This window comes from Kitasatospora sp. NPDC023118, assembly GCF_055560875.1.
Map to the genome: position 1 here is coordinate 87836 of NZ_JBVHHW010000025.1, position 25854 is coordinate 113689.

Below are 25854 nucleotides of genomic sequence, written 5' to 3' on the forward strand. Positions count from 1 at the left end.
GACGTCTCGTGGCGAAGCGACGCAAGGTGTCGAACCCGCTGGCACTGGCGGTCCTGGCCGAACTCCTGGCCGAGCCGATGCACCCGTACGAGATGGGGCGCCGGCTCAAGGAGCACGCCAAGGACCGCAACATCAAGTACAACCGCAGCTCGCTGTACATGGTCGTGGAGCAGCTGCGCAAGGCCGGGTTCGTCGCCGAACAGGAAACCGTCCGCGACACCCAGCGGCCCGAGCGCACCGTCTACGCCATCACGGCGGAAGGAAGGACGGAGCTCTTCGACTGGATGCGCGAACTCGTGGCCGAGCCGCAGCACGAGTACCCCGCGTTCGGGGTCTCGCTGTCGCTGCTCATGGTGCTCCCGCCGGCCGAGGCCGTGGAGCTCCTGGAGCGGCGGCGGGCCGCCCTGGCCGCGGAGGTGGCGGCCATCCGGGCGACGCTGCGCAAGGCCACGGAGGAGGGCGTCGGCTGGCTCTTCCTGATCGAGGAGGAGTACCGGGTCGGCGGACTGGAGACCGAGATCGCCTTCGTCGAGCGCCTCGTCACACAGCTCCAGGAGCCGGAGTTCATCCGGACCTGGCAGGAGTACTTCGGGAGTCTGCAATGAGTGCACCGCGTACGTCGAAGAAGGCCCTGGTCATCGGCGGCGGCATCGCCGGTCCGGTGATGGCGTTGGCCCTGCGCAAGGCGGGCCTCGACGTCGAGGTCTTCGAGGCCTACGAGACCTCCGCCGAGGGCATCGGCGGAGCCTTCATGATCGCCCCCAACGGGCTCGGCGCGCTGGCCGTCCTCGGCCTGGAGGCGGAGGTCGGCCGGATCGGGCAGCCGGTCGGACCGATGGTGATCGAGGACGGAAAGGGCGGCACGCTGGGAGAGTTCCGCGGCCTGCCCGACCTGCCGCGCGGGCGGCTGATGCGCCGCGCCGAACTGTACGAGGTGTTGCAGCGGCGGTTGCGCGAGACCGGCATCGAGGTCCGGTACGGCAAACGGCTGGTCGGCGCCGAGGAGGGCGCCGACGGCATCACCGCCCGCTTCGCCGACGGCACCAGTGCCACCGGCGACGTGCTGATCGGCGCCGACGGCACCCGCTCCACCGTCCGCACCCTGATCGACCCGGCCGCGCCCGACGCCCAGTACACCGGCCTGCTCGGCGTCGGCGGCTACAGCTCCCACCGGCTGCCCGGCCGGCCCGGCCGCGGCGAGTCGGTGCACTTCGCCAACGGCGCCCGGGCCTTCTTCGGCTACTGGGGCCTGGCCGACGGCAGCGGCACCGCCTGGTTCAGCAACATCCCGCAGCCCGAGCAGCTGGGCTACGGGCAGGTCCGCGCCATCGGCGGGGAGGAGTGGCTGCGCCGGTGCCGCGAGCTGCACTCCGACGACCTGCCCGCCCGCGAGGTGCTGCGGGCGGCCGACGCCGGGACCATCGAGGTCTTCCCCCGGCTGGAGATCATGCCGTCCGTCCCGCACTGGTACCGCGGCCGGATGGTGCTCGTCGGCGACTCGGTGCACGCGCCGTCCAACAGCTCCGGCCAGGGCGTCTCGCTGGCCGTCGAGAGCGCCGTCGAACTCGCCCGCTGCCTGCGTGACCTGCCCGACCACACCGCCGCGTTCGCCGCCTACGAGGCGATGCGCCGGCCCCGGGTCGAGAAGATCGCCGCCGATGCGGCGCGCACCAACAACCAGAAGGCCTCCGGGCCCCTCGCCCGGATGCTGTTCCGAGTGATCGCGCCGATCATGATGCGGACCTTCATGAGCCCGGAGAAGATGCTCCGCCCGGTGCACGGGTACCGGATCGACTGGGAGCGACAGGCGGTGTCGGTGGCGCCGGTGAGGCGTGCGGGGCGCGCCGCCTGACGGCCGGTCGTGACCGTCGCGTGACCGGCTTCGTCGGGCCGGACAACGCCGTACGGGGGAATTTAGCCGCCCGGCCAATCAAGTGGCCGGGCGGGCAGGAATAGCGTTCGTGCTGTGGCCGGCGTGCGACCCGCGCCGGCAATCCCCCCGCACTGAACGAAGGAGAGCGTGCGCTCTATGGACGCTGTGACCCAGGTCCCCGCGCCGGTGAACGAGCCGGTCCACAGCTACGCCCCCGGCAGCCCGGAACGGGCCCGTCTGGAGGCCAAGCTGAAGGAGCTGGGCGGCCAGGAGCCGGTCCAGCTGACCATGACGATCAACGGTGAGCGCCGGATGGGCGGCGGCACCGAGATCCACGTCGTCCAGCCGCACAACCACGCGGCTCGGCTCGGTACCCTGCGCAACGCCACCCAGGCCGACGCGCAGGACGCCATCGACGCTGCCCTGGCCGCGGCCCCGGCCTGGCAGGCGCTCTCCTTCGACTCCCGCGCCGCGATCTTCCTCAAGGCCGCCGACCTGCTGGCCGGCCCCTGGCGCGAGACCCTGGCCGCGGCCACCATGCTCGGCCAGTCCAAGACCGCCCAGCAGGCCGAGATCGACACCCCCTGCGAGCTGGTCGACTTCCTGCGCTTCAACGTGCACTTCGCCCGCCAGATCATGGCCGAGCAGCCGATCTCCTCGGACGGCGTGTGGAACCGCAGCGACCACCGCCCGCTGGAGGGCTTCGTCTACGCGATCACCCCGTTCAACTTCACCGCGATCGCCGGCAACCTGCCGACCGCGCCCGCGCTGATGGGCAACGTGGTGCTGTGGAAGCCGTCCCCGACCCAGCAGTTCTCCGCGCACCTGCTGATGCAGCTGCTGGAGGAGGCCGGCCTGCCCAAGGGCGTCATCAACATGGTGACCGGCGACGGCCTGGACGTCTCCGCCGTGGCGCTCAAGCACCCGGCGCTGGCCGGCATCCACTTCACCGGCTCCACCGCCACCTTCCAGCACCTGTGGCGTTCCGTGGGCGAGAACATCGCCGGCTACCGCACCTACCCGCGGATCGTCGGCGAGACCGGCGGCAAGGACTTCCTGGTCGCCCACCCGTCCGCCGACCCCAAGGTCCTGAAGACCGCGATGACCCGCGGCGCCTTCGAGTTCCAGGGCCAGAAGTGCTCGGCGCTGTCCCGCGCCTACGTCCCGGCCTCGCTGTGGGCCGGCCTGAAGGACGAGTTCGCCGCCGAGGTCGACGGCCTCACCATGGGCGACGTCACCGACCTGTCCAACTTCATGTCGGCGGTCATCGACGAGCGCGCCTTCGCCAAGAACAAGGCCGCCATCGACCGCGCCCGGGCGGACGCCTCCGTGGAGGTCCTCGCCGGCGGCACGTACGACGACTCGGTCGGCTACTTCGTCCGCCCGACCGTCCTGGTCTGCCAGGACCCGGCCTCGGAGTACTTCCGCGACGAGTACTTCGGCCCGATCCTCGCCGTGTACGTCTACGAGGACGAGAAGTACGACGAGATGCTGGCGCAGATGGAGTCCGTGTCGGCCTACGGCCTGACCGGTTCGATCATCGCCCAGGACCGCGCGGCGGCCCAGGACGCGATGCACAAGCTGCGCTTCGCGGCCGGCAACTTCTACATCAACGACAAGCCGACCGGCGCCGTCGTCGGTCAGCAGCCCTTCGGCGGCGGCCGGGCCTCCGGCACCAACGACAAGGCCGGCGCCAAGCAGAACCTGGCGCGCTGGACCTCGACCCGCTCGGTCAAGGAGACCTTCGTCCCGCCGACCGACTACCGCTACCCGCACATGGGCTGACCAGCCATGATGCCGACCGGTCCGCTGTAGAAGCCATCGGTCACCCGCGACGTCCGGTCCCGCAGCCGGGCGTCGCCCGCCGGGGCGGCGGCCTACCCCCGTACCGCCGCCCCGGCGCCTTTCTGCCACCCTTGGAAACACCAGCTCCAGGAGTCACGATGCTCCGTTCCGCCCTTCTCGCGGCCTCCCGGTCCCCGCAGGTCCGCACCGTGGTCGAGAAGTTCCCTCCGACCCACGCGATAGTCGAGCGCTTCGTCGCCGGCGAGGCCCTCGACGACGCCGTCACCGCCTGCGATGACCTGGTCGCCACCGGCCGCAAGGTCACCCTGGACCACCTCGGCGAGGACACCCAGGACGCCGCCCAGGCCGCCGGCACCGCCGAGGCCTACGAGCACCTGCTCAAGGCCCTCAAGGAGACCGGCCTCGCCGCCGGTGCCGAGGTGTCGGTCAAGCTGTCGGCCGTCGGCCAGTTCCTGCCGGTGGACGGCGAGAAGATCGCGCTGGAGAATGCCCGCCGCATCTGCGAGGCCGCCGCCGAGGCCGGCACCACGGTGACCCTCGACATGGAGGACCACACCACCACCGACTCCACCCTCGCCATCGCGCGCGAGCTGCGGGCGGACTTCCCCTGGCTGGGCGTCGTGCTCCAGGCGTACCTGCGCCGCACCGAGGCCGACTGCCGCGAGTTCTCCGGCCCGGGCTCGCGCGTGCGGCTGTGCAAGGGCGCCTACAAGGAGCCCGAGTCGGTCGCCTTCCAGGGCAAGCACGAGGTCGACCTCGCCTACGTCCGCGCGCTGAAGATCCTGATGGCGGGCGAGGGCTACCCGATGATCGCCTCGCACGACCCCAACATGATCAAGATCGCCGGCCAGCTGGCCCAGTGGAACAACCGCACCCGGGACTCCTTCGAGTACCAGATGCTGTACGGCATCCGCCCCGAGGAGCAGCTGCGCCTCGTCGGCGAGGGCAACACCATGCGCGTGTACCTGCCGTACGGCCAGGAGTGGTACGGCTACTTCATGCGCCGCCTCGCCGAGCGCCCGGCCAACCTCACCTTCTTCCTGCGCGCCATGGCCACCCGCAACTGACGCGCTCCGCATGCCGGAACGGCTCGCACCCCCTGTGTGGGAGGGGGTGCGGGCCGTTTCGCGGTTTCTGGAGGAAGGGCCTGGTGTCGAGCTCGAAGTCGAACGGGGCGGGGAGGGCGAGCGGTTCGCCGAAGGCGGCGAGGTGGGCCTCGGTGTACTCCTCGCGATGGGGCTTGCCGAAGAGGCTGACCTGCGACTTCTGCCGGTCGATGAGGAGGTGGAGCGGGATGCCGGCCCGGGCGTAGCAATGGCGCTTGGTGATGCGGCCCTGGTCGGGTTTGGCGGAGGTCGCTTCCGCCAGGTGGGCGTCACGCTATTCGTTGCCGGGCCGGGTTGTGCAGCACACAGTGGACTTTCACTCGATGTGTGAGTCTGAGGCCCGGCGTAGGATTCCGGTGCTGGTCAACTGGGCGTTCGGTGGGAGGAGTTGGGGATGCTGAAGGACTTCAAGGGGCTGTCCACCGCGGTGGTGGCGGATGCGTGTGTGCGGGTCGGGGTGGGGTTGCGGGCGGCGCCGGTGGGGGTGGGCGGGGTGGTGCCGGGGGCCCGGGTGTCGGGGCGGGTGCTGCCGGTGCGGCACTACGGGAGCGTGGACGTGTTCCTGGAGGCGTACGGGGCGGCGCGGGACGGGGACGTGCTGGTGATCGACAACGGTGGGCGCACGGACGAGGCCTGCGTCGGGGACCTCGCGGTGCTGGAGGCGCGGGCCGCCGGGGTGGCCGGGATCGTGGTGTGGGGGCTGCACCGGGACACGGCCGAGCTGGTGGGGATCGGGCTGCCGGTGTTCAGCTACGGGTCGCTTCCGCTGGGGCCGGTGCGGCTGGACGACCGCGAGCCGGAGGCGCTGGTTTCGGCGCGGGTCGGGCCGCATCTGGTGGGCGCCGATGACGTGGTGTTCGCGGACGCGGACGGGGTGGTGTTCGTGCCGGCCGACCGGGTCGGGGAGGTGCTGGAGGCGGCCGCCGGGATCGCCCGGACCGAGCGGGCGCAGGCCGAGCGGATCGCCGCCGGGGACACGCTGCGCGAGCAGACCGCCTTCGGCGAGTACCTGGCGCGGCGCGCTGCCGACCCGTCGTACAGCTTCCGGCAGCACCTGCGGCGGGTCGGCGGGGCGATCGAGGAGTAGGGGGGAAGTCCCTTACAGCGGCCGGTACATGACGTGCAGGCCGACGTAGCCGTCGACCGGGTGGTGGAAGGCCTCGGGGACGGTGCCGACGATCTCGAAGCCGAGGGACCGGTAGAGCTTCACGGCGTGGTGGTTGTTGGCGACCACCGCGTTGAACTGCATGGCGCGGTAGCCGGCTCGGCGGGCCCAGTCGAGGGAGTACTCGACCAGGGCCCGCCCGATGCCGCGGCCGTGGTGGGCCGGGTCGACCATGTAGCTGGCGCTGGCCACGTGCGAGCCGTTGCCGGGGCGGTTGCGGTTCATGGTGGCGGTGCCGAGGACGCGTCCGTCCTCGTCCACCGCGACCACGGTGTGGTCGGGGGCGGAGTGCATCCACCACTCCTGGCCGAGTTCGGAGGGCATGTCGAGCGGATACGGGAAGGTCTCGCCGGCGGCGACGATGGACCGGAAGAAGGGCCAGATGGCCGACCAGTCCTCGGATGTGGCTTCGCGGATGAGCATCCGGACAGGATGATCGCCGACGGGCGGGCGGGGCAACGGGATTTCGGCGCCCGGCTCGCACGGTGTGAAGGTCAGCCGCCGAGGACGGCGTCCTCGACCTGGGCGGCGGCGAAGGCCTGGCCCTTGGCGTTGGGGTGCACCAGGGCGTACTTGAGGGGGAGGATGCTGGTCAGCACGCCGTCCAGCCAGTGGTCGGCGTCGCAGACGCTGTGCCCGGCGGTGGCGGGGTAGAGGTCCACGAAGGTGTCGCCCTGGGCGGCGGTGTCCTGCGCGATGACCGCGTTGAGCGGCTCCAGGACGGCGGTACGGGCCCAGGCGAGGTCGCCGGTGGTGAAGGTGGAGAACTGCAGCAGGTCGCCGTACTCGCAGAGGTTGGCGTTCTCGGGGAAGAGGTGCGGGTAGCCGACGGCGAGGATCCTGGCGGACGGGGCCTTCGTCTGCAGCGCGCCGAGCATGGTGGAGTAGTCGGTGCGCAGTTCGGCGAGCCGGCCGGGCAGCTGGGCGTCGTACTTGTCCTTGCAGGGCGTGCCCCGGCCGAGGGTGGTGGCGCCCAGCTCGATGCAGTCCTTGAGGATCCCGCCGAAGCCGAGGTCGTTGCCGCCGACCTCGACGGTGATCACGTCGGTGTCCCGCTCGACGGCGTCGACCTGCGGTGGGACGGGCGGGTAGGGAGCGTCGGGGTCGGTGCCGAGCGGCGGGAGCGGGCGGCCGAGCGGGCTCTGCTTGTTCGCGTACACGTCGAGGCTGGTGGCGCCGCTGCAGCTGACGTTGCGCAGGCTGACCAGGGAGCCGAGGTCGCGGCGGATGAGCTCGGGGTAGGAGCCGGTGGTACGGGCGCAGCCGTCGTTGGGCTCGGTCAGGTCGCCGGTGGCCTCGATCACGCCCGCGGTGTAGCTGTCGCCGAGGGCGGCCCACCGCAGCGCGCCGGCGCGGGTGGAGGGCTTGGCGGCGGCCTGGGCGGTGGTGGGGGTGACCAGACCTGCGGCGAGCGCGACGGCGGTGCCGGCAACGGCGAGGCGGGACGGGAAGCGTGGCACGGTCTCTCCTCAACGGGTGCAGGGGAGAGCGCGATTCACCCCCTGAGAATCAATCGAGTCGATCCGTGGACGACTTGATGCCTCAGAGAGGTGAAATCGCGGGCGTGCCCGTGACGTTGCCGCCTCTAGAGCAGGGCGGCGGAGGGCTCGATCATCGCCCGGGCGGTCTTGCCGTCGACGTACTCGCCGAGCGCCGTCATCTCCCACTCGCCGGAGGGGCGGCGGACCAGCTTGCACATCACCACGCCGGTGCGCGCCTCGGAGTGGGTGAGGTCGAAGCGGACCAGCTCCTCCTCGGTCCGGACGTCCACCAGGCGGCAGTAGGCGTTCCGCACCTCGGTGAACTTCTGGCCGGAGAAGGAGTTGACCACGAAGACCAGCGCGTGGACCTCGGCCGGGAGGCCCTCCAGGTGGACGGTGATCGCCTCGTCGTCGCCGCCGTCACCACCGACCAGGTTGTCGCCGGAATGGGCGATCGCGCCGTTGAAGATGTTCAGCTTCATGAACCAGGCCGTCTCCAGCCGCTTGTGCTGGGCGTCGAAGGCCAGGCAGGAGGCGTCCAGGTCGATGTCGCGGCCGCGGGCGGCGGACTCCCATCCGAGCGCCATCCGGACCGAGGAGAGGAAGGGGCGGCCGTTCTTCACCAGGGAGACGGAGCTGCCCTTGACCAGGTTGACCCGGCCCTTGTCCAGGGTGACCTTGGGACGGTCGGCCGGGGTCGGGGGCGCGGCGGGCGGCGCGGGCGGGGCCGGGGGAAGCGGCGGGGCGGTGGCGAGGGCGATCCGCGGGTCGACCGGCGGGGCGGGGCTCGCCGGCGGAGCCGGCGGCGCGGGCGGGACGGGCGGCAGCGGCGGGGCGGCCGGGGAGGTGATCTGGACGGTCGGCGCGCTCGGTGAGATCGGGGCCTGGGCGTGGGCGGCGGCCGGGGCGGGGGTCTGGGCGGCGGTCGGGGTGGGGGAGTCGTCCACGCTGACGCCGAAGTCGGTGGCGATGCCCGCCAGGCCGTCGGCGTAGCCCTGGCCGACCGCGCGCACCTTCCAGGACCCGTTGCGCCGGTAGACCTCGACCACGATGAGCGCGGTCTCCAGGCCCAGCCGGGGCGGGGTGAAGGTGACCAGGACGGTCCCGGTGTCGGCGTCCCGGACGGTGGCGGTGGGCTCGATCCCGGCGAAGGTGGAGGACTGGTCGGCCGGGCTGGCGGTGACCACGATCTTGCTGATGTCGGCGGGGACGGCCGGGGTGTCCACGGTGATCGCGTCCGGCGCGCCGGCGGCGGCCGGGCGGAGGCTGACGCCGGGCCCGTGCGGGGCGTTGAAGAAGACGAAGTCGGCGTCCGAGCGGACCTTGCCGGTGTCGGTCAGCAGCAGGCCGGAGACGTCCAGCGCCTTGGGCGCGGTGACCTCGACGGTCACCCGCGCGGCGGTCAGCGGTGCGTTGCCGCCTTGGGTCAGGACGGTGGACAAGGACTCCTCCTCGGGTGCGGAACGACGGTCCGGGCCGGGGCCGGTGGGGCCGCCGGGCCGGGTGCTGCCCACAGTAACGAACGGGGGTACGGCGATGCGCCCGGCCGGAGCGCTGAGCTGTCTGATCGTCGGAACATCGGATCAGTCGACGGGAGGGGCGGCCGGTGGCGGGTCGGCGTGGTGGGTCAGCGGTGCGTGGGTGCCAACGGCTGGGCGGGCAGCGGCAGTAGCCGGCCGAAGCCGCCGAGCGCGGCGACCGCCCGGGGGTGGTCGATGCCGAAGGCGGCGGCGTTCCAGTTCTCCGCGGGGGCCGACTTGCGCACCGGGCCGACCGGTTCGGCCGGGCGGGTGCCGCGTACGGCGAAGCTGTAGCGGCCGGGCTCGACGTCCGTCCCGGGCGGGGTGGTGAAGCGGTAGACCAGGGTGCCGCGCTCCTGCTGGACGGTCACCACGGCGCCCGGAAGATCGGTCCAGGCGGCACCGCTACCGGGGGCCAACTCGCCTGGGACGAGCCGGAATTCGGCCTGCAGCGCGGTGACCGGCTCGGCCACGGCGAGGGTCAGCGCGTGCCGGAGGCCGTCGCGCCCGAGCGGGGTGATCTGGCCGGTGCCGGTCAGGGCTTGGTCGGCCTCCGCGTCAGTGGACTCGGCCGAGTTGGCCGAATTGGCGGAGTCGACAGCACCGGGGGCGGCGTCGGTGTCCCCTGAGGCGTCCCAGGCTGAGGCGTCCCCGGCGCTGCTCCCGGCGCTGTTCCCGGTGCCGTCAGCGCCTCCGGCGCCACCGTTGTCGCCCGGGACCGCGGCGGCGGCCGGTGGCACCGGGCGGGCCGGTGCGGGCGGGGCCGGCTGCTCCGGTGCGGGGTGGGCCGAGGTGACCGGCCGCAAGCCGGTCGGCTGCGGCGACGGCGCGCCGCCCGGCTGCCCGGTGCCGGACGGGTCGGCCTGCGGCTGCCCGCCCGCCGGTCCGCCGGAGGGCGTGAGCGGCTGCGCCGAGGGCGAGGGGCCGGCGGCGGTGCCCGTGTCGGGGGTGTCCGCCGAGGGCCGGGGCTCGTGCCCGGCCGAGGCCTGCCCGCCGGTCGAGGGGGTGACCGGGACCGACGTGCCCGCCGGGAGTCTGGCCGGGGGCGGGGTGGCTGCGGCGTTCGCCGGGGCGGACGGGTGCGCCGAGGGGTGCCCGGTGGGCCGGGAGCCCTGCGGGTGGCCGGACGGCGCGGGGGAGGCCGGGGTCCGCTCGGCGGCCGCCTCGGCCTGGTCGGTGGCGCTCGGGGTGGGCGGCGGGGTGCTGCCGACCCGGGCCACGCCGGCCCGCCGGCCGATGCCCTGCTGCTCGTTGAGGAGGAGGGTGGTGGCGATGCTGATGCCGACGACGGTGGACATCGCCATGGCGGCGCCGGAGAAGCGCAGGGTGGGCAGCCGGAACCGGCCGCCGAAGGGGCGCGGCCGACCGTGCCGACCGTGCCGTTCGGGCTCGTGCCGCACGTCCCGCGCGGTGTCCTCGCGCGCAGCCACCGGACCCCTCCCTCCCCGAAGTCGCCGTCGCGTCGGCCGTATTCTCCCACGCGCTGCCGCAGGGCCCGGATCCAGCCGGTTCGCACCGGTTCCGCTGCGGGCCCGCGGCGGGAGGGGGAGAGCGTACCAGCGGGCGGCGGACCGCGGACAATATCCATCCATTTCCCGGACACCCTTTCGGCAGGCGGAAGTTGACGGTCCGTCCGACCGGTGCGGTAAGGGGCATCCGGCCTGGACGGGGGCTATTGCAACCCCCTTGCAACCCTTGCCCGTCCGGTCGCCGGTGGCGCAGGCTGGTGGCATCCCGCGCCGTTCCCGGAGAGACCGTCATGTCGCCCGACCCGTTGTCCGCAGCCTCCAGTGCCCCCCTCGCCGCCACCCCCACGGGCGACGATGGGGGCGGCTCCACCGCCGCTCCGGCGGCGGTGGAGGAGGTGCTGATGCTGCGGATCTCGCTGGGCGAGGAGGTGGTCGGCGAGGTGCGCACCAGGTTCCGCTTCGACGCTTCGCGCCCCTACGAGGTGCTGCTGACCTTCCATCTGGGGCGGCCGGACGAGGCGGACTGGGTGTTCTCGCGCGACCTGCTGCGTGACGGCCTGCGCTCGCTGAGCGGTCAGGGCGACGTCAAGCTGTGGCCGGCCTACTGCCCCTGCCACGGCTCGACGTTGCACCTGGCGCTCGAATCCCCGCACGGCAGCGCCCTGTTGGAGGCCTCCAAGCCCCGGGTGCAGGCCTGGCTGGAGCGCACCTACGCGCTGGTCTCCGCCGAGGAGGAGCGAGACTGCGGCCCGACCGACGGTCAACTGGCCGCGCTGCTCGCGGGCGGCGGCTGAGCACCGGCGGCACTGCCCGGACCGCCCGTACTGCCCGGACCGCCCGTACTGCCCGGACCGCCCGTGCTGTCCGTACCGCCCGTACTGGCCTGGCCGCCTCCCGCGGATCCTGCGGAGCGCGGTGACGGGACGGGCGCCGCGGCGCCCGGCAGCCGTACCGTGCCCGCCGCGAGCCCGGCCCGCAGCCGCCGGACCGCCGGGGCGGTGGAGGCGGGCAGCAGGTCGTACGGGTCCTCCGGCCCCTCGACGGTGACCAGCACCGAGTCGGCGAAACGGTACGGCCGGTGGGCCAGCAGCCCGCCCAGGTAGCGGCGCAGCCGGGACAGCTCGGCCCGGACCGTCACCGTCCGCCCCGCGTCGCCGAACAGGGCCTCGGCGAGCTGGGCCGCGGTGCTGCCCTCGCACGAGGTGGCCAGCAGGAGCAGCAGTTCGGCGTGGCGCGGGCTGACCGGGTGCGACCAGCTGTCGGCCGCGCCCCGGACGAACAGTTCGGCGCGGTCCGGGCGCCGCAGGTCGAGCCGGAGCCGGGCGCCCGCGGCCTGTTCGGCGCTCACCGTGCCGGAGCCGTCCGCCTCGGGCGGGCGGACCGGGCGCACCAGCCAGCCGTCCGCGAGCGGTTCCAGCACGCACTCGCCCAGGCCGGGCACCCAGTGCACGGCCGCCGGGGCCCAGCCCTCGCTGGGCACGCGCAGCCGGCTGGGCGGCGGCAGTCCGGCCGCGGCGGCGGTCCAGCCGGCCGCGTCCACCACCAGGGCCGGGCCGCCGACCCGGGCGAGCAGCGGGGCGGCCAGGGTGCGCAGCTGGTTCAGCGCCTCCAGCCGGTGGGCGCGCAGTTCGGTCTCGGCGAGCCGGGCGGCGGTGGCGGTGAGCTGGAGCAGGAACGGGCGGACGTTGTGCGCCGGGCCGCTGAGGTTGATCGCGCCGACCAGCCGTCCGGTGGCCGGGTCGTGCACGGGCGCGGCCACGCAGGTCCAGGTGTGGTGGCTGCGCAGGTAGTGTTCGCCGGAGTGGACGTGCATCAGGCGCTGGGCGCGCAGCGCGACGGCGATGCCGTTGGTGCCGACGCTCTCCTCGATCCAGCGGGCGCCGGTGACGAAGCCGATCCGGTCGGCGCTGCGGCGCAGCCCGCGTTCGCCGTCCTGCCAGAGCACGTGGCCCTCAGCGTCGGCGACGGCGAGGATCAGCGGGGCCGGGTCGGACGGTCCCAGCAGGGTCTCGCGCAGCACCGGCAGGACGGTGTCCAGCCCGCTGGCCCGGCGGCGCCGCTCCAGTTCGGCGGGGCCGAGCATGGCGGTGGCGGCGCCGGTGTCGGGGTCGAGGCCGAGGCGCCGCAGCCGGGCCCAGGAGTCGCCGATCTCGGGGCGGGGTTCGAGTAGGCCGGTCCCGCCGGTCCCGCCGGTCTCGGGGAGGGCGAGTTCACGGGCGGCGGCGTCGGCGAGGGTGCGGTCGTGGACCTTGGCCAGCTCCGCCGCGGTCGGCGGGGTGCGGCGCTCTGGTCGTCGGGACTGCCGTCCGGTCTGCCGCACTCGCGTTGCTCCTCGCCGCCGTTCGAGGGCGCGTCGGGGTCGACGCGCTGACGAAAGCGTACGGGTGCGGTGGGCCTGCGGGCATGGGGTCCGCCAAGTCGCCGTACCGGTCGGTACGGAAACCGTCCTGGGGTGCCTTGGCACTCGTGCTCTAGTGCTGGGCGCCGGGTTCGTGCTGGGCGGCCTCGACGGTGTGGTGCAGGTCCGCGGTGGCCTCCAGGGTGGCGCCGGTGGTCAGCGCCAGGCAGGCGGCCAGGGCCAGGGCGACGGCCCGCAGCCGGGTGCCGGGGGTGGTGGCGGGGCGGGGCTGGAGCAGCGCGGCGACCCGGCGGGGGACCGGGCCGGAGTGGGCGGCGGCGACCAGCCGGGGCCGGGCCGGCCAGGGCGAACGGTTCGCGGCGAGGGCGGCCCGGCCGACCGCGCGGGCGGTCACGGCGCGGTCGCCGACCCGGGCCGCTGCCACCTCGTCGGCCCAGCGCTCCAGGTGGTACCCGAGGGGCGCGCGCAGTGGGCGGAGCGCCGGGTGGAGGTCGGCGGCGTGCTCGGCGAGGGCGAGGAAGACGTGGTGGCGGGCGGTCAGGTGGGCGCGCTCGTGGGCGAGCAGGGCGGAGCGCTCGGGCCCGCTGAGGGCGCGCAGCATGCCGGAGGTGACCACGATCCGGCCGGGCTCGCCCGGTCGGCCGGGGCGGCGCAGGCGGCCGGGCAGGGCGAAGGCGTCGGCGCGGTCGTCGTCCAACACGGTGAGCGGGTGGTCCTCGGGCTGCGACAGCACGGCGGTGAGCGGGTTCTCGCCGGGCCGCAGCCATCGCGCGGCGCGTGCCCGGCGCATGGGGGCGCGCCGGGGGCGCATGTCCGGATGCTGGTCGGCGGCGTTGGCGTCGGCGGCGTCGGCGGCGTCGGCGGCGTCGGCGTCGGCGGGCGGCGCGGTGAGCGCGGGCAGGGTGGAGCGGGCGGTCCGCAGGTCGAGCCGGCGGCGGCGGGCGGTGCGCACCGCCAGCGCGGTGAGCGCGGCGAGCACGGGAGCGGCCGCGGCGGCCGCGAGCGGGGCGTCCGGGGTGGCGGCGGTGAGCCAAGGCAGCGAGAGGTGGCCGAGGGCGGCGACCGGGGGCAGGTGGAGCAGCCCGGCGGTGGCGAGCAGGCCGAGCGAGCACAGGGTGCCCCCGGCCAGGACGACGGCGGTGCCGGCCAGCAGCCAGGCGGCGGCCCGGGGCGCCAGCGACTCGGCGAGGCGGCGGGCCAGCGGGGCGGCCAGGAAGGGCAGCAGCAGCGGGGCCCAGACGGAGAGCATCACGGGGTGCCGGCCCCCGGTCCGCCCGACGGTCCGGGCGCGCCGTCGCCGAGCAGTTCGCGCAGCAGCTGCTCGTCCTCGGCGGAGAGGTCGGAGACGAAGCGGGCGAGCACGGTGGAGCGGTCGGCCTCGCGGCCCAGCTCGGTGTGCATCCGGCGGGCGGCCAGGCCCGCGGTGTCCTGGACGGTCGGGGTGTAGGCGTAGGCGCGGCCCGACCGGGTGCGCTCGACCGTCCCCTTGTCGTGCAGCCGGGCCAGGATCGTCGCGATGGTGGTGCGGGCGAGGTCCCCGCCGAGCGCCGTCTGGACGTCCTGCGGCGTCATCGGCTGCCGGGCCGACCAGAGGGCGGCCAGCACCTCGGCCTCCAGCTCCCCGGCAGGCCGGCGGGCGGACGGTACGTCGGACATGGCGGCGCTTCCTCCAGGATTCGTCTACAGTCGTGTAGACCGTCTACGTCACTGTAGACGGCCGGGGCGGGTTCCGCTGGGAACCGCCCCCCAACGTACGGGAGGTCCGCCAGCCTTGCTTCAGTTCCCCGCGGATGCGGCCGTTCACCTGGCGGTGAACCCGCTGGACGCGTCCTCGCTGCTCGCCGCCTTCGGTGCGCTCGGCATCGCCATCGTGCTGTTCGCCGAGACCGGCCTGCTGGTCGGCTTCTTCCTGCCCGGCGACTCGCTGCTGTTCACCGCGGGCCTGCTCTGCGTGCCCGGCGCCACCAAGGGCCCGCAGCTGCACCTGTGGCAGGTGCTGCCCGCCGCCCTGGTCGGGGCCCTGCTCGGGGCCCAGGTCGGCTACGTGATCGGCCGGCGCGGCGGCCGGGCGCTGCTGCGCCGCACCAAGCGCAAGAGCCTGCTGGAGGGCGTCGAGCGGGCCGAGGAGCTGCTGGGCAGGTACGGGCACGGCAAGGCGATCGTGCTGGCCCGGTTCATCCCGGTGGTCCGGACGGTGCTGAACCCGCTCTGCGGCGTGCTGGAGGTGCCGGTCCGCTCGTTCACCTTCTGGCAGGTGGCCGGCGGTGCGCTCTGGACGGTCGGCGTGGTGCTGGCCGGGTACGGGCTCGGATCCTCGGTCCCCAGCATCGACCGATATCTGCTGCCGATCATCGGTCTGGTAGTAGTTGTCTCCGTGCTCCCTATTGTTCTCGAACTGTTCCGCGCCCGTAAGGCGCTCCGTCACGGAGGTGACGTGTGATGTCCTCTCGGGCTCTGGCCGTCTACGACGGCAGCGGCATCGACGGCAGCCTGTACACCCGGGTCAACGGGTGGGTGCAGTCGGCGCCGCACTGGCTGAACGACGTGATCAAGGTCTGGTCGGCGATCGGCCTCGGACTGTTCGCGCTCTTCATGCTCCACGCCTGGTGGCGGGCGCGCGGCGCCGACTCCGTGGTGATGGCCAGGGTGCTGGCCTCGCCGGTGATCGTGGTCATCGCATACGGTGTCAACTCCGTCCTCAAGGGCCAGGTCGAGGAGCTCCGGCCCTGCGACCAGATCCGCGGCAGCGTCTCGCTGGAGACCTGCCCGAGCGCGACCAGCGCTGACTGGTCCTTCCCGAGCAACCACTCGGTGATCGCCTTCGCCGCCGCGATCTCGCTCTGGTTCGTCAGCCGGCGGCTCGGCGTCGTCGCCACGGTCTTCGCGGCGCTGATGGCCGCCTCCCGGGTCTGGGTCGGCGTGCACTACCCGCACGACGTGGCGGTCGGCGCGCTGGTCGGCATCGTGGTCGCGCTGGTGCTGGCGCCGCTGGCCGGGCGCTGCGGGCCGCTGGTGGACCGGATGCGCTCGGGCGCGCTGCGTCCGCTGCTGGGCCCCGGCGCGACGCCGGTGGTGGCCCGCGGGTACGCGTCGCACCGGGCGCGGTAGTGCGGTAGTGCGGTAGTACTGAGACGGTACGCGGAAGTACCGAGTCCGTAATCCGCTGTGCCCCTTGTCCGGTTTCGGACGGCGGGTGGAGCATGTGAGCCGGGCGTGGGGCCCCCTTCCAGGGGGCGCCCGCCCGGCTCAGTCGTGCTCGGGGCGCGAAGACACCGGGCGTGCCAGCGGAGGGAGTGCCGAATGCCGTACCGACTCGACATCACGCAAGGGGACTGGCCGGGCGACCTGCTGCACAAGGGCGTCGAAGGGCTGCTCGCCGAGGCCATGGTGCTCACCCTCGCCACCGCCGGCCACGAGCACGGGCCGCACGCCAACCTGGCCTTCTTCGCGTACGACGACGACCTCGTCCTGTACTTCGTCAGCGAGCGCTCCACCCGGCACAGCCACCACCTCGCCGAGGAGGCCCGGGCCGCCGCCACCGTCTTCCTGCCGCCGCCGGTCTTCGGCGAGCAGCTGCGCGGGCTGCAGCTGACCGGGAGCGCCGGCGAGGCCTGGGGGCGGCATGGGGAGGCCGCGCTGGCGGCCTACCAGGGGCGCTACCCGTCCTTCGCGCAGGACGAGGAGGTCCGGCGGCAGTTCCTCACCGGGGGCGGGGCGGCGGCGCTGTACCGGTTCCAGGTGGAGGAGCTGACGGCGGTGGACGAGCCGAACTTCGGGCGGCGCAACTACCTGCGGGCGCGGGTGGTGCGGGGGTAGTTCACCGCTGGGGGCGGGCGGAGTCGCGGGGGGTCCCGTCGGCGCTGCCCGCCCGCCGGAACGGGACCCGGCGCGGGCGGCCGTTGCGGACCACCGCCACCCCGAGGCCGGCGGTGGCGGCCATTAGGGCGGCGTTGAGGCCGAGGGCGAGGGCGAGGTCCCCGGCGAAGTCGATGCCGTCCAGGGTATGGGTGGCCGCAACGCCCCGGGGGTCGTAGCGGACCGTGATCCGGTCGCCCACCGCGTGCGAGTGGAAGCCCGCGAACACCCGGCCGAGTGGGGAACCGGACGCGTCGACGAGCTCGTACTCCGAGCTCGGGTGCTTCCCGGCCGGCTGGTCGTACGCCGCCGTGATCCGGGCGTCGGTGGTCACCCCGGTGGCGTTCAGGATCACCGCGTCCCGGGCGGAGGCCACAGCCCCGATCGCCATGAGCCACAGGACCGCGCCGCAGGCCGCCAGCCAGCAGCCCACCGCCCCGAGCAGCCGGACCACACCCACGATCCAGGCGATCCCGACGGCCAGCCCGAGGAGCAGGGCCACGCCGGAGCCCACGTAGGTGCTCACCAGCACCAGCCCGAACGTCCCCGCCGGTACGGCCAGTACCAGCGCGGTCGTCAGCGCGATGGTCCCGCGCCGGGTCCTCGTTCTCGCCATGCTTCCCCCGATCTCTCCGTAGGACGGGGTGGAAGCGTACGCCGGGATCGTGACGCGCTACGGGCGGGGTGTCAGCTGGTCGCGCACAGGTAGCCGCCGAGCGCCACGGTGGCGAGGACGGTCAGCAGGACGGCCGGCTGCAGAGGGCGTCCTTCGCTCTGTCTTCCCCCGTATCTCCGTGCGACGGGGGAGCGTCACATGTCGGTGGTGCGCGGGAGCATGCCAGTGGTGCCCGTGTACTCGTGTTCCTTTCAACCGTGGAGGCGTTGATGGTTCATCTGTACCTTCAGATCCAGCCCTGGCTGATCGGCGTAGGGATTCCTGCCGTCCTGCTCCTGATAGCTCTCGAAGCGAGGCTCGCAACCTCCGGCAGTCGCAGGGCCGGCAGGCTCCTTGGGCGAATGTCCTCGAAGGCGTTGGTCAGTGCTGGTGAGAGGGCTGCCGCACGCTGCAATCAGCTTGATCGGACGATGAGCGAGGTGAGCACTCTGTCCAGAGATGGCTCCCTGGACCGGCTTCGGGGCGAGCTTGTGGCGTGGGAACTCGCCAAGAGGGGGCAGATCTGGGCGACGGCGCCGACGCTGCTGATCGTCTTCCCGGCTTTGGCGGGCGGGGCGGCTGTGATGGTTCACGCACTCGGTAACCCCGTTGCCTGGCAGTGGGTGTTCGCGCCCGCAGTGATTCTCGCTGCCGAGACGCAGGTGTTCCTCCGCCTTGACTCCCTGGCGTTGCGTCGAGGGCATGTCGTGGGACTCATGGCGTGCGCGGCGACGGAGCTGTTCACGGCTTGCGAGCAGCACACCGCCGAGCCGGGCCCGGCGAGCGAGCGGGAGTTGCATCGGTCGGTTGCTTCCCTGAACAGGGTTCTCCTCTCGTACGGCCGGTTCGGCCCGTATCGCAGTGCGGCGGCACGTCGGGAGTACTTCGGGCATGCCGTTGCCATGGCAGGAAAGATCGATTCCGCTGCCAGGGACGCCCTTCGGGACCCTGCTCAAGGGTTGTTCTTGGTCCACCACGTCGCACACGCGATGGCTGCCGTCGTCGAAGGGCGCCCGCTCGCACTGGTCGGTGAGGACGAGGCCGCAGAAGCGGCGCAGGGCTATCGCGAGAGGAATGACGTACGGCGGACGATCGCGGCCGGGGCGGTCTCACTGCTGGTGGGCGTTCTGGCTCTGAAGGCGCTCCAGTTGAGCGGAATCGATGGTGCCGACACGCTCACACTTCCGTTGGTGGGATTGCTCATGGGCGTTCCCTTCAAGCTGATGAGGCAGTCGGCGCCCGACCTGCCGACCGTGACGAACGGAGCGTCGGAGAGTAGTCCGCGCGGCGGTCAGGCTTCTTCCGAAGCAGAGGTTGACCGACGTGAGCGCTGGTGGTCGCGTCTTCTGCCGCATCAGGCTCGTCGATGACGGCGCTGAGCGCTTCCGTGGAGTAGGAAGTCGGGCTGGCCGACTTCCTGGTCATCGGCGGCGGCGCCGGGCGGCCGCGCAGGCGGCGCGTGTCAGGAGGACGGTGCCGGCGCTGACGATCAGGAGGAAGACGAGGTTCGCCGCGCCGGGGTGGTCCCGGCGGAAGGGGTGGACGGCGAGTTCGGCGAGGCTGGCACTCGTGGGGATAGCGAGGGCGGTGGGGCCGGTGTACTCGGGGCGGAGCGCCAGGCGATTCTCTGTGGGCGAGCCCAGGTCGTTGCTACTTGGCCCCGCTCGCCTCGGCGTGGTCGTCAACGAGGCAGTTCTCCGACGTGTGTTGGGCAAAGCCGAACTGATGCGGGAACAGTTGGACCACATGGCGAAGCGTGCCGCGGAGGCCAACATCAAGCTTCAGGTTGTGCCCTTCACGGCTGGGTTCCATCCTGCTATGACGGGCTCGTTCACGGTGCTGAGCTTTGAGGATCCGAAGGTCGGTCCGATCGTGCATATTGAGGCGCTCGGTTCGGCGACGGTGATAGATGATCGTGAGCGCGTTCGAGGCTACGAGGACACGTGGGCCGATCTGATCGGCACGGCGGCCAGCCACGATCGGTCGATCAGCATGCTCAAGCAAGCGGCCAAGGAGATGTGATGTACCCACTGCATGACGAGGAAGTCGGTTGGTTCAAGTCCAGTTACAGCAGCGAGCAGGGCGGGGCCTGTGTAGAGGCGCTGCGGCTGACCCAGGGGATCGCGATCCGCGACTCGAAGGACAAGAGCGGCCCGAACCTTCAGTTCACCACTGAGGCTTGGCAGAGCCTCGTCACGGGCGTCAAGGCCGGCGAGCTGGGTTAGTTCGGCGTGGGCGGCTCCGGTCGAGCCGGAGCCGCCCACGGATGGCGCTCGTCACGACGTCGATGCGGCGCGGTCCAGCCAATGCGCCAGTTTGCCCCTGCTTATGCTCACGGCGGGATCGATGTCGATCATTCCAGTCCCGTCAAGAGCGAAGCCGCCGCCGTTCTCGAAGAGGGAGACGATGGGCTCATACGGGTCCGGCAATTGGATCGTGATCCGGCCGGATTCCTGGAGGGCCGCGAAGTGCAAGGCTCCCACGCAGCTCTGCTGGACGGCCGTGCTCTGCAGTGCGCAGCTCTTCGAGACCTGTTCGACCAGCTCGGGGTCGGCGCGAACGGACGGGTCGATCAGGGCTGCCACGTCGAAGCAGGGCCACGTGTCCGAACCCAGCTGGTGGGCCCAGAGCGCCGAGCGCCGGAGGAACTCCTTCATGAGCGAGATGCGTAGCCGGGGGTCAGTCTCCGAAGGGTCCCAGACGACGTTCGCCAGTCGGTCGGCCAGGGCGCGCGTACTGTTCAGGGTCTTTCCTCTGCGCGATTGTCAGGACTTGTCCCAGGCCGCGAACGCGCCCACGCGGTGTTCGCCCACTTCCGTCATCGCGGCTGTCCAGTGCGTACGACAGGCCGCAGGAGCGCTGGCGGCTCCGGCCGGGCCGGAGCCGCCAGTGACAATGCCGTTCAGGCCGCATCCAGGGCGTCGAGCGTGGCCGGATCGAGGCTGACGACCGGGGTGGGGGAGAGGTGGTCGGACAGCTTGCCCAGGGGGATGGCGGCGCCGTCGAGGTCGATCATCTCCTCGACGTAGAAGCCGCCGCCGCGCTCGAACATGAGGAGTAGCGGCTCGTAGGGGTCCGGCAGATCGGGGACGGCGAGGCTCGTCCCGCGGCGGAACGCGGGCCAGTGCACGGCTCCCCGGCAGGTCTCCTCCAGGGTGCGCCGGCCGATCGTGTTGTCGATGAAGTTGTCGAGGTCGGCCGTGACGTCGGCAGTGGCGCGGGCGGTCGGGTCGATCTGCCGGCCGATGTCGAAGAACGGCCAGAGCTTCTCGGCGCCGAAGGCGTCCGCCCACAAGGCGGAGCGGCGCAGGTATTCGCGCATCAGCTGGACCCGGGACCGGGCATGACCATACGCGAGGTCCCAGTCACCCCACGGGGCGCCCTGCAGGCGCTCAAGCGCGACGCGTGACGGATCCGCTGTCACTTGACCTTTACTCCGTTCGTGCGCAGCTGCTGCTTGATCTCGGAGACCACGCTATCAATGTTCGAAAGATCGCCTGCGAGGGCGGAGGGAGGTTCCAGGCCGAGCGTTTTCCAGTGCCTGAAGTGCCCCTCGTCGGAGTGTGGAGCCAGGTCGTGGGCGCCTGCCTTGTCGAGCGACTTCGGGAACTGCTTCCAGCCCGTCTCGTCCCAGACGTCCGGGTGTTCGGAGATATAGGGCAGACCGCCCTTCATGAGTTCGCTCTCGATGTACTCGTGGGCCAACAGCGCCTTGAACTGCTCCAGGTTCTTGGGCTTGATCGTTCCCGCCTGGGCGTCCAGCCAGTTCTGGGCGATGTCGTCGCGGGGCGTGAAGAGGCCCTTCTTCGTTTCGAGCGGGCCGGTCGCGACCTCGTGCTGCGAACGGAAGAGGTGGGCTTTGACCTGGCGCAGCACGTTCTCGTCGACGCCGGTGGTTTCGGCGATCTTCGGTAGGTCGACCTTGTTGTCGGTCGCGCGGATCTGCTCGTACGCCTTGCCGGCGAACTCCGAGGGCTGTGAGACCCATCCCGCGCCGCCCCAGCCCTCTGCCTCGGGAGGGGGCGTCTTGGCCCGGCCGGGCGCGGCCGCGCCGCCGACGGCGCCGAGGACGAGGTCGAGCGGCATGACGGGGCCGGTCTTGAAGGCCGCGTCGTAGCCGTAGCTGAGGCCGGCGCCGGTGATCATCCGGCCGGGCATGGAGTCGGCGGCGCCCGCGACCTTGGCCAGGCCGGCGAGGGCGACCGAGGCGCCCTCGGCGCCGCCGGCCGCGGTGGAGACGGCGCGGGCGCCGGCGCCGAAACCGCCGCCGGCGCCGCCCATGATGCCGCCGGTCTCGGCGGAGTCGACGGCCTCCTTGAAGCTGTAGCCGCCGTCGTCGAAGAGTTCGACGCGGATGGGCTGGGCGACGGCGAGGTCGACGGTGATGGCCTCGACGGCACCGAAGGCGGCGCCGACCAGCACGGTGGCGGCGATGGTGGCGATCGTCTCGGAGACGGCGACGCCCAGGCCCGCGGCGGTGGCGACGATGCCCGCGGCGGCGCCCGCGGCAACACCCTCGGAGATGCCGGCGGTGAAGAAGGCGAGCGCGGTGCCGGCCACCAGGGTGGCGCCGACGATCGCGGCTTCCTCTTCGAGTTTCTTGATCGCCTTGTCGACCTCGGCGGCGAAGTCCCGCAGCGCCTTGGCCAGACTGCGGCAGGCTTCGGCGGCGTCCGGCAGCCAGCCCTTGCCCTTGCCCGCGCCGTCCTTGCCGCCGTAGTACTGGCCCCAGAATTTCCCGAAGGCGTCGATGGCCGGGCCGTGGTTGTTCGCGACGATCGCCGCCGCGGCCTGGTTGGTCGGCACGGTGACGTTGTCGATGGCGGTGGCCATCGCCTCCCAGGCGTCCGCGACCTTGCGCAGCTTGTCCGGGTCGGCGTCGGGCCACCACATGCCGGTGAGCTTCTGGACGGCCTTCGCGGCCGTGGACTCACCCATCCGCCGCCCCCGGCCGGGAACGGGCGCCGGTCATGCCGACATGTCCTTCTTGACCTTGTTGTCGGTGCCGGTGTGGTTGTCGGCGTGGGCGTGCAGCCCCTCGTTGATGCTGTTGATGCCCTTGACCAGGACGTCGAGCGCGGAGAGCACGTGGTCGTGCGGGGTGTTGTAGGCCGCCGCGAACTCGTTGCCCTGCTTGTCGCTGCCCCAGGGGGCCCCGTCTTCGGTGAGGCTCTTCTTGAGCTTGTCGAGTGCGTCCTTGAGCGCCTTGCTCTGGGTCTCGAAGGTCGGCGCGGCGGCCTTCAGGTCCCCCGGCGCGATCTTGAACTCCGGTCCGCCGGCCTTCGCTGCGTCATCTGCCATGGCGTCATCCCCCGTGCTGGCTGTGCGTTGAGAAGGAGCGAAGGGAGAGATGCGCGGGGGAGCGGCTGGGTTGCGGGCTACGGAGTGACCTGGGTCACAGGGCTCGGGGAGTCTTGCGTCGGCTTGCCTCTGCGCACGGACCAGAGCAGGGTGCCGTCGATCAGGACGTTGCAGCCCAGGAATATCAACAGGTAGACGGTGGAACCGACTTCGCCGGGGAGCTTGGGCGCGACCCGCCCGGCCGGGTCCATCCGGACGGTGATCACGTCGCCGCGCTTGAACCGGGCGGAGCCCTCGTCGAGGCCTCCGCCCGGGACCTCGTCGGCCAGCTCCGTTGAGGCGAGGGTGTACGACCGCCCGCTGCCGCGGTCGGTGACCTTCTCGTCGAGGACCACGGCCTGCACGGTCCGGCCCGAACTCAGGATCAGGTTGGTCCAGGCGACGGAACCCGACAGATATGCGGCAAAGGCGACGGCGGCGATGCCTGCGCCCCATCCGAACATCCGCTTCTGGAACGCGGGGTTGCAGTCGGCGTCGCGCCGTACGGCGAGCGCGAGGAGCACGACGACGGGGTAGGCGAATCCCACCATGGTGGCGATGAACGAGTTGACGTACACGTTCAGCGCCATGACGCCGATGAGGATGGTGGTGGAGAGCGCGATGAGGGCCAGTGCGCCGCCGAGGCGGCGGAGGCCGTCGCGCGTGCCCTGGACGGGTTGGGTGGTGGTCATCCGAAGGCCTTCCGGATGTTGTCCCACTGCTCGGGCGGCAGGTCGTCGAGGCTCGTGTCCCTGGGCGGGTGGAAGGAGATGCCGCGGAACGCGGTGGCGAGCAGCGGCAGCCACTCGGGCCAGTAACCGAGGTCCTCGGTGGTGAAGACGGCGGCGACCACGTGCGGGCTCCACGGGTGCGGGATCAGCAGTTCGAGCTGGCGCACCGTGCTGACGGTGGACTCGGGCACGCCCCAGACCACGCCGGGCACCGGGACGGTCAGGTCGCGGGCGGCGAGCGCGGCTCGGCCGAGGGGCAGGTCCACCACGCCGACGTCGGCGTCCGGCCAGGCCTCGGCCAACTCCTCGGCGGCGCGGTCGGGGTAGCTGCCGCGCGGGCCGAGCTCCTGCGGGCGGACGAAGACGGCGAGCATGCCGTGGATGGGCTCGCCGTCCTCGGCCCGGACCAGGCAGCTGGAGACGTGGACGGCGCCCTCGCGCAGCCGGGCCTGCAGGGCGGTCTCGGCGGCGATCACGGCGCTGAGCTTCTGCTCGGGGAGGGTGTCGGGGAAGAGGGCGTCCAGGCTCTCGGCGGCGCGGGCCATCCGGTCACCGAGGTCCTCGTCCAGGTCGACGGCGGTGAAACCCGCGGGCAGGGTTAGCCAGAGCGGGGGAAACGTGGTCTCAACGGCCATAGCCGGCCGCCCATCCGCCCACGCCGAGCAGGTTGCCGACGGTGGACACGGTGCCGACGACCAGGTTGGCCTTGCCGCCGCCGGCCGCGAGGCCGCCCGAGCCGATGAGGTTGTTGGCGCCGGTGGTGTAGTTGACCGCACTGGTGAGGCCGTCGCTCGGGTCGTCCTGGGTGAGGGCGTACGCGGTCGGGGCGTTGAGCCCGGCGGTGGTGGCGGCCTGGACGCCGTCGGAGACGTTCATCGCGGTGGCCTTGGAGAGCCCGAGCTTGACGGCGGGCTTCTCGATCGCGGTGGTGAAGATCGGGTTGGCCGGGTCGACCGCGCGGGCGGCGGTGCGGACCTCGGTCGTCCCGGCCGCCACGGCCCCGCGCACGCCCGAACCGGCGGCGCTCGCTTCGCGGACGGCGGTGACGCCCTTGGCGGCGACCCCCACCCCGGGGATCGCGCCGAGGACGTCGCCGCCCAGCGTCAGCCAGTTGCCGATGTTCTTCTGCGGCGGCCACAGCTGGCCCTTGGCGGCGTACTGGGTCGCGTGCGCGCCCGCGGCCGCCGCGCTCAGCAGGATCGCCGGCAGCGCGAACGCCGGGAAGAAGATCGCCGCGACGCCGCAGACGCCTGCGGCCACCGTCAGCAGGTCGGCGCCGTGGTTCTTCAGCCAGTTGCCGACCTTGCTGAGCCAGCCCGGCTCCGGTGGGGCCTTGCTGTCGGCGGCCTTGCGGATAGCGGTGGCGGTCTTGCGGGCGTCGGACTTGTGGCCTTCGGCGAGCTCGTGGGCCTGGCTCTGCAGGCCGGTGAGGGTCGAAGTGGCGCTGTTGACCAGCCTGGTGGCCTCGTCGAGGTGCTTCTTGGCGGCGGTGTAGCGCTGTTCGGCGGCGGCGAGGGAGGCGTCGTCGGGGAAGCTCTTGCCGGCCAGTTCGAGGTCGGGGGCGGCGGCCGCGGTGCGGTGGGCCTGTTCGGCCTGTTCCTTGCCCTGCTTGGCGGCGATCGCGGCGCGGGCCAACTCGGCGGCCTTGGGCTGGTGTTCGTTGAGCGTCTGGTACCAGGTGTCGAGGGCCTGGTAGGCGGCGGTGATCGAGTCGGCGGCGTCCTGGAGGTAGCCGGGGAGCTTGCCGAACTGGGCGGCGAAGGACTTGGCGGCCTCGCCGGTCCACTGGCCCTGGTTGTCGGAGATCTGGGTGAGCGTGGTGTGGACGCCGGTCAGGTGCTGGGAGACCCGGCGCAGGCTGCCGCTGAGGCCGGCCACGGCGGCGGGGTCGCCGGGGGCCGGGTTGAAGCCGAGGCCGGACCAGTCGGGCTTGGGGTCGGTCACGACTGCCCCGCCGCCGGGGTGAGGGCCTTGGTGATGCTCTTCTCGGTGCCGTCGTAGGACTGCGCGACCTTGTCCAGGCCGTCGTCGAGGACCTTGACGCACTCGCGGACCTTCTTGAGGCCGTACTCCCACTTCTCCTGGAAGTGCTTGCCGGCGTCCTCCAGGAAGTCGAAGCCGAGTCCGTCGCGGCTCGCCTCCTTGAGCGCCTTCAGTCCCTGGTCGAGTTCGTCGCCACAGCCCTTGAGGTCCGTGGCGAGCTTGGCCAGGAACTCGGGACTGACCGTGAAATCGGCCATCTTCTCCCCCGGTGTGTCGGTTGTCGGACCGGCCGAGCATAACGCCGTCGGTGCGTGGGTGATCCGCGCTGCCGGGTCTCGGCCCGTATCCGCACGGGATCCTTACGCGGAGGTGGCGTGGTCCTGACGTCAGCGGCGCGAGAAGCGCGTTTCTCGGGGGCGGCGGGCTTCACCACGGCAACGAGGCGAAGGTGGTGGGGCCCGGGTTCGTCACGGGGGACACGGTACGAACGGGCCGGGGTGGGAAGTGCGTC

General features: G+C 72.5%; 30 protein-coding genes. 12 read left to right on the plus strand and 18 right to left on the minus strand.

The window, feature by feature from the left end; translation table 11 throughout:
• The first annotated feature begins 8 nt into the window (after positions 1-8).
• The 4 genes from ACZ3UD_RS28220 to ACZ3UD_RS28235 all read left to right on the plus strand — a co-directional run bounded on the left by ACZ3UD_RS28220 (position 9) and on the right by ACZ3UD_RS28235 (position 4746).
• Complete coding sequence (locus ACZ3UD_RS28220; RefSeq protein ID WP_465593505.1) at positions 9-605, plus strand: PadR family transcriptional regulator; 597 nt, start codon at positions 9-11, stop codon at positions 603-605.
• Positions 602-1852, plus strand: coding sequence for an FAD-dependent oxidoreductase (locus tag ACZ3UD_RS28225; RefSeq protein WP_465593508.1), 1251 nt, complete (start codon positions 602-604; stop codon positions 1850-1852). Before ACZ3UD_RS28220 ends, ACZ3UD_RS28225 begins: the two co-directional genes overlap by 4 nt.
• Positions 1853-2029: 177 nt before the next feature.
• Complete coding sequence (gene pruA / locus ACZ3UD_RS28230) at positions 2030-3658, plus strand: L-glutamate gamma-semialdehyde dehydrogenase (RefSeq protein ID WP_465593512.1); 1629 nt, start codon at positions 2030-2032, stop codon at positions 3656-3658.
• A 158-nt stretch (positions 3659-3816) separates the two neighbouring features.
• Positions 3817-4746, plus strand: coding sequence for a proline dehydrogenase family protein (locus ACZ3UD_RS28235; protein WP_380611010.1), 930 nt, complete (start codon positions 3817-3819; stop codon positions 4744-4746).
• Here the strand turns inward: ACZ3UD_RS28235 and ACZ3UD_RS28240 are convergent.
• A complete protein-coding gene (locus ACZ3UD_RS28240; RefSeq protein WP_465593629.1) occupies positions 4709-5047 on the minus strand; it encodes a Uma2 family endonuclease in 339 nt (112 codons plus the stop codon). The two genes, ACZ3UD_RS28235 and ACZ3UD_RS28240, sit on opposite strands and share 38 nt — an antisense overlap.
• Positions 5048-5179: 132 nt before the next feature.
• Between ACZ3UD_RS28240 and ACZ3UD_RS28245 the strand changes: the two genes are divergently transcribed.
• A complete protein-coding gene (locus ACZ3UD_RS28245) occupies positions 5180-5872 on the plus strand; it encodes an RraA family protein (protein ID WP_465593516.1) in 693 nt (230 codons plus the stop codon).
• Between the two features lie 12 nt (positions 5873-5884).
• Here ACZ3UD_RS28245 and ACZ3UD_RS28250 read toward each other — a convergent pair whose 3' ends face one another.
• The 4 genes from ACZ3UD_RS28250 to ACZ3UD_RS28265 all read right to left on the minus strand — a co-directional run bounded on the left by ACZ3UD_RS28250 (position 5885) and on the right by ACZ3UD_RS28265 (position 10381).
• Positions 5885-6373: a GNAT family N-acetyltransferase gene (locus ACZ3UD_RS28250; protein ID WP_465593519.1), complete on the minus strand. Its 489-nt coding sequence runs from the start codon at positions 6371-6373 to the stop codon at positions 5885-5887.
• A gap of 71 nt (positions 6374-6444) precedes the next feature.
• Positions 6445-7410, minus strand: coding sequence for an SGNH/GDSL hydrolase family protein (locus ACZ3UD_RS28255; protein WP_465593522.1), 966 nt, complete (start codon positions 7408-7410; stop codon positions 6445-6447).
• Positions 7411-7535: 125 nt separating this feature from the next.
• Positions 7536-8873 (minus strand): TerD family protein, encoded by a 1338-nt coding sequence (locus ACZ3UD_RS28260; protein ID WP_465593525.1) that lies wholly within the window; start codon positions 8871-8873, stop codon positions 7536-7538.
• 185 nt (positions 8874-9058) lie between these two features.
• Positions 9059-10381 carry a hypothetical protein gene (locus ACZ3UD_RS28265; RefSeq protein ID WP_465593528.1) on the minus strand — a complete coding sequence of 441 codons (1323 nt, stop codon included), beginning with the start codon at positions 10379-10381 and terminating at the stop codon, positions 9059-9061.
• 329 nt (positions 10382-10710) lie between these two features.
• Here ACZ3UD_RS28265 and ACZ3UD_RS28270 point away from each other — a divergent pair, with 329 nt between their 5' ends.
• Positions 10711-11214 (plus strand): SsgA family sporulation/cell division regulator, encoded by a 504-nt coding sequence (locus ACZ3UD_RS28270; RefSeq protein WP_465593531.1) that lies wholly within the window; start codon positions 10711-10713, stop codon positions 11212-11214.
• On the opposite strand, the gene ACZ3UD_RS28275 is transcribed toward ACZ3UD_RS28270, so the two are convergent.
• The 3 genes from ACZ3UD_RS28275 to ACZ3UD_RS28285 form a co-directional block, all read right to left on the minus strand.
• Positions 11181-12740, minus strand: coding sequence for a GAF domain-containing protein (locus tag ACZ3UD_RS28275; RefSeq protein ID WP_465593534.1), 1560 nt, complete (start codon positions 12738-12740; stop codon positions 11181-11183). The genes ACZ3UD_RS28270 and ACZ3UD_RS28275 overlap by 34 nt on opposite strands.
• A 151-nt stretch (positions 12741-12891) precedes the next feature.
• Positions 12892-14028, minus strand: a complete 1137-nt coding sequence (locus tag ACZ3UD_RS28280; protein ID WP_465593632.1) for a M56 family metallopeptidase — start codon at positions 14026-14028, stop codon at positions 12892-12894.
• Positions 14028-14435 (minus strand): BlaI/MecI/CopY family transcriptional regulator, encoded by a 408-nt coding sequence (locus ACZ3UD_RS28285; protein WP_465593537.1) that lies wholly within the window; start codon positions 14433-14435, stop codon positions 14028-14030. The genes ACZ3UD_RS28280 and ACZ3UD_RS28285 overlap by 1 nt, the downstream gene beginning before the upstream one ends.
• A gap of 115 nt (positions 14436-14550) precedes the next feature.
• Here ACZ3UD_RS28285 and ACZ3UD_RS28290 point away from each other — a divergent pair, with 115 nt between their 5' ends.
• The 3 genes from ACZ3UD_RS28290 to ACZ3UD_RS28300 all read left to right on the plus strand — a co-directional run bounded on the left by ACZ3UD_RS28290 (position 14551) and on the right by ACZ3UD_RS28300 (position 16595).
• On the plus strand, positions 14551-15219 hold the full coding sequence (locus ACZ3UD_RS28290; RefSeq protein ID WP_465593542.1) for a DedA family protein: 669 nt from the start codon (positions 14551-14553) through the stop codon (positions 15217-15219).
• Positions 15219-15887, plus strand: a complete 669-nt coding sequence (locus ACZ3UD_RS28295) for a phosphatase PAP2 family protein (protein ID WP_465593546.1) — start codon at positions 15219-15221, stop codon at positions 15885-15887. Before ACZ3UD_RS28290 ends, ACZ3UD_RS28295 begins: the two co-directional genes overlap by 1 nt.
• A gap of 192 nt (positions 15888-16079) precedes the next feature.
• Positions 16080-16595, plus strand: a complete 516-nt coding sequence (locus ACZ3UD_RS28300; protein ID WP_465593549.1) for a hypothetical protein — start codon at positions 16080-16082, stop codon at positions 16593-16595.
• A gap of 1 nt (position 16596) precedes the next feature.
• Here ACZ3UD_RS28300 and ACZ3UD_RS28305 read toward each other — a convergent pair whose 3' ends face one another.
• The gene (locus ACZ3UD_RS28305) at positions 16597-17250 is read right to left on the minus strand and encodes a hypothetical protein (RefSeq protein ID WP_465593552.1); all 654 of its coding nucleotides are present in this window, start codon (positions 17248-17250) and stop codon (positions 16597-16599) included.
• Between the two features lie 479 nt (positions 17251-17729).
• Between ACZ3UD_RS28305 and ACZ3UD_RS28310 the strand changes: the two genes are divergently transcribed.
• Positions 17730-18659 (plus strand): hypothetical protein, encoded by a 930-nt coding sequence (locus ACZ3UD_RS28310; RefSeq protein ID WP_465593555.1) that lies wholly within the window; start codon positions 17730-17732, stop codon positions 18657-18659.
• Positions 18660-18710: 51 nt separating this feature from the next.
• Here the strand turns inward: ACZ3UD_RS28310 and ACZ3UD_RS28315 are convergent, their stop codons facing one another.
• The gene (locus ACZ3UD_RS28315; protein WP_465593558.1) at positions 18711-18974 is read right to left on the minus strand and encodes a hypothetical protein; all 264 of its coding nucleotides are present in this window, start codon (positions 18972-18974) and stop codon (positions 18711-18713) included.
• Between ACZ3UD_RS28315 and ACZ3UD_RS28320 the strand changes: the two genes are divergently transcribed.
• Entirely contained in the window at positions 18964-19311 is a 348-nt protein-coding gene (locus ACZ3UD_RS28320) for a DUF5753 domain-containing protein (protein ID WP_465593561.1), read from the plus strand. The two genes, ACZ3UD_RS28315 and ACZ3UD_RS28320, sit on opposite strands and share 11 nt — an antisense overlap.
• A complete protein-coding gene (locus ACZ3UD_RS28325; protein ID WP_465593565.1) occupies positions 19311-19514 on the plus strand; it encodes a DUF397 domain-containing protein in 204 nt (67 codons plus the stop codon). Before ACZ3UD_RS28320 ends, ACZ3UD_RS28325 begins: the two co-directional genes overlap by 1 nt.
• Positions 19515-19565: 51 nt before the next feature.
• Here the strand turns inward: ACZ3UD_RS28325 and ACZ3UD_RS28330 are convergent, their stop codons facing one another.
• The 8 genes from ACZ3UD_RS28330 to ACZ3UD_RS28365 form a co-directional block, all read right to left on the minus strand.
• On the minus strand, positions 19566-19946 hold the full coding sequence (locus tag ACZ3UD_RS28330; protein ID WP_465593569.1) for a hypothetical protein: 381 nt from the start codon (positions 19944-19946) through the stop codon (positions 19566-19568).
• A gap of 245 nt (positions 19947-20191) precedes the next feature.
• Positions 20192-20611, minus strand: coding sequence for a hypothetical protein (locus tag ACZ3UD_RS28335; protein ID WP_465593572.1), 420 nt, complete (start codon positions 20609-20611; stop codon positions 20192-20194).
• 98 nt (positions 20612-20709) lie between these two features.
• The gene (locus ACZ3UD_RS28340) at positions 20710-22227 is read right to left on the minus strand and encodes a WXG100-like domain-containing protein (RefSeq protein WP_465593575.1); all 1518 of its coding nucleotides are present in this window, start codon (positions 22225-22227) and stop codon (positions 20710-20712) included.
• 30 nt (positions 22228-22257) lie between these two features.
• Positions 22258-22590 (minus strand): WXG100 family type VII secretion target, encoded by a 333-nt coding sequence (locus ACZ3UD_RS28345; protein ID WP_387618327.1) that lies wholly within the window; start codon positions 22588-22590, stop codon positions 22258-22260.
• Between the two features lie 77 nt (positions 22591-22667).
• Entirely contained in the window at positions 22668-23321 is a 654-nt protein-coding gene (locus ACZ3UD_RS28350; RefSeq protein ID WP_465593578.1) for a hypothetical protein, read from the minus strand.
• Positions 23318-23995, minus strand: coding sequence for a hypothetical protein (locus tag ACZ3UD_RS28355; protein WP_465593581.1), 678 nt, complete (start codon positions 23993-23995; stop codon positions 23318-23320). Before ACZ3UD_RS28355 ends, ACZ3UD_RS28350 begins: the two co-directional genes overlap by 4 nt.
• Positions 23985-25304 (minus strand): WXG100 family type VII secretion target, encoded by a 1320-nt coding sequence (locus ACZ3UD_RS28360; protein ID WP_465593584.1) that lies wholly within the window; start codon positions 25302-25304, stop codon positions 23985-23987. Before ACZ3UD_RS28360 ends, ACZ3UD_RS28355 begins: the two co-directional genes overlap by 11 nt.
• A complete protein-coding gene (locus tag ACZ3UD_RS28365) occupies positions 25301-25600 on the minus strand; it encodes a hypothetical protein (RefSeq protein WP_465593587.1) in 300 nt (99 codons plus the stop codon). The genes ACZ3UD_RS28360 and ACZ3UD_RS28365 overlap by 4 nt, the downstream gene beginning before the upstream one ends.
• Between the last annotated feature and the right edge of the window lie 254 nt (positions 25601-25854).

Coding starts and splice junctions, on each gene's coding strand:
- ACZ3UD_RS28225 (WP_465593508.1), top strand. CDS start 602: ATGAGTGCACCGCGTACGTCGAAGAAGGCCCTGGTCATCGGCGGCGGC.
- pruA (WP_465593512.1), top strand. CDS start 2,030: ATGGACGCTGTGACCCAGGTCCCCGCGCCGGTGAACGAGCCGGTCCAC.
- ACZ3UD_RS28235 (WP_380611010.1), top strand. CDS start 3,817: ATGCTCCGTTCCGCCCTTCTCGCGGCCTCCCGGTCCCCGCAGGTCCGC.
- ACZ3UD_RS28245 (WP_465593516.1), top strand. CDS start 5,180: ATGCTGAAGGACTTCAAGGGGCTGTCCACCGCGGTGGTGGCGGATGCG.
- ACZ3UD_RS28250 (WP_465593519.1), bottom strand. CDS start 6,373: ATGCTCATCCGCGAAGCCACATCCGAGGACTGGTCGGCCATCTGGCCC.
- ACZ3UD_RS28270 (WP_465593531.1), top strand. CDS start 10,711: ATGTCGCCCGACCCGTTGTCCGCAGCCTCCAGTGCCCCCCTCGCCGCC.
- ACZ3UD_RS28280 (WP_465593632.1), bottom strand. CDS start 14,028: ATGCTCTCCGTCTGGGCCCCGCTGCTGCTGCCCTTCCTGGCCGCCCCG.
- ACZ3UD_RS28285 (WP_465593537.1), bottom strand. CDS start 14,435: ATGTCCGACGTACCGTCCGCCCGCCGGCCTGCCGGGGAGCTGGAGGCC.
- ACZ3UD_RS28295 (WP_465593546.1), top strand. CDS start 15,219: ATGTCCTCTCGGGCTCTGGCCGTCTACGACGGCAGCGGCATCGACGGC.
- ACZ3UD_RS28300 (WP_465593549.1), top strand. CDS start 16,080: ATGCCGTACCGACTCGACATCACGCAAGGGGACTGGCCGGGCGACCTG.
- ACZ3UD_RS28305 (WP_465593552.1), bottom strand. CDS start 17,250: ATGGCGAGAACGAGGACCCGGCGCGGGACCATCGCGCTGACGACCGCG.
- ACZ3UD_RS28325 (WP_465593565.1), top strand. CDS start 19,311: ATGTACCCACTGCATGACGAGGAAGTCGGTTGGTTCAAGTCCAGTTAC.
- ACZ3UD_RS28330 (WP_465593569.1), bottom strand. CDS start 19,946: ATGAAGGAGTTCCTCCGGCGCTCGGCGCTCTGGGCCCACCAGCTGGGT.
- ACZ3UD_RS28335 (WP_465593572.1), bottom strand. CDS start 20,611: ATGCGCGAATACCTGCGCCGCTCCGCCTTGTGGGCGGACGCCTTCGGC.
- ACZ3UD_RS28340 (WP_465593575.1), bottom strand. CDS start 22,227: ATGGGTGAGTCCACGGCCGCGAAGGCCGTCCAGAAGCTCACCGGCATG.
- ACZ3UD_RS28345 (WP_387618327.1), bottom strand. CDS start 22,590: ATGGCAGATGACGCAGCGAAGGCCGGCGGACCGGAGTTCAAGATCGCG.
- ACZ3UD_RS28350 (WP_465593578.1), bottom strand. CDS start 23,321: ATGACCACCACCCAACCCGTCCAGGGCACGCGCGACGGCCTCCGCCGC.
- ACZ3UD_RS28355 (WP_465593581.1), bottom strand. CDS start 23,995: ATGGCCGTTGAGACCACGTTTCCCCCGCTCTGGCTAACCCTGCCCGCG.
- ACZ3UD_RS28365 (WP_465593587.1), bottom strand. CDS start 25,600: ATGGCCGATTTCACGGTCAGTCCCGAGTTCCTGGCCAAGCTCGCCACG.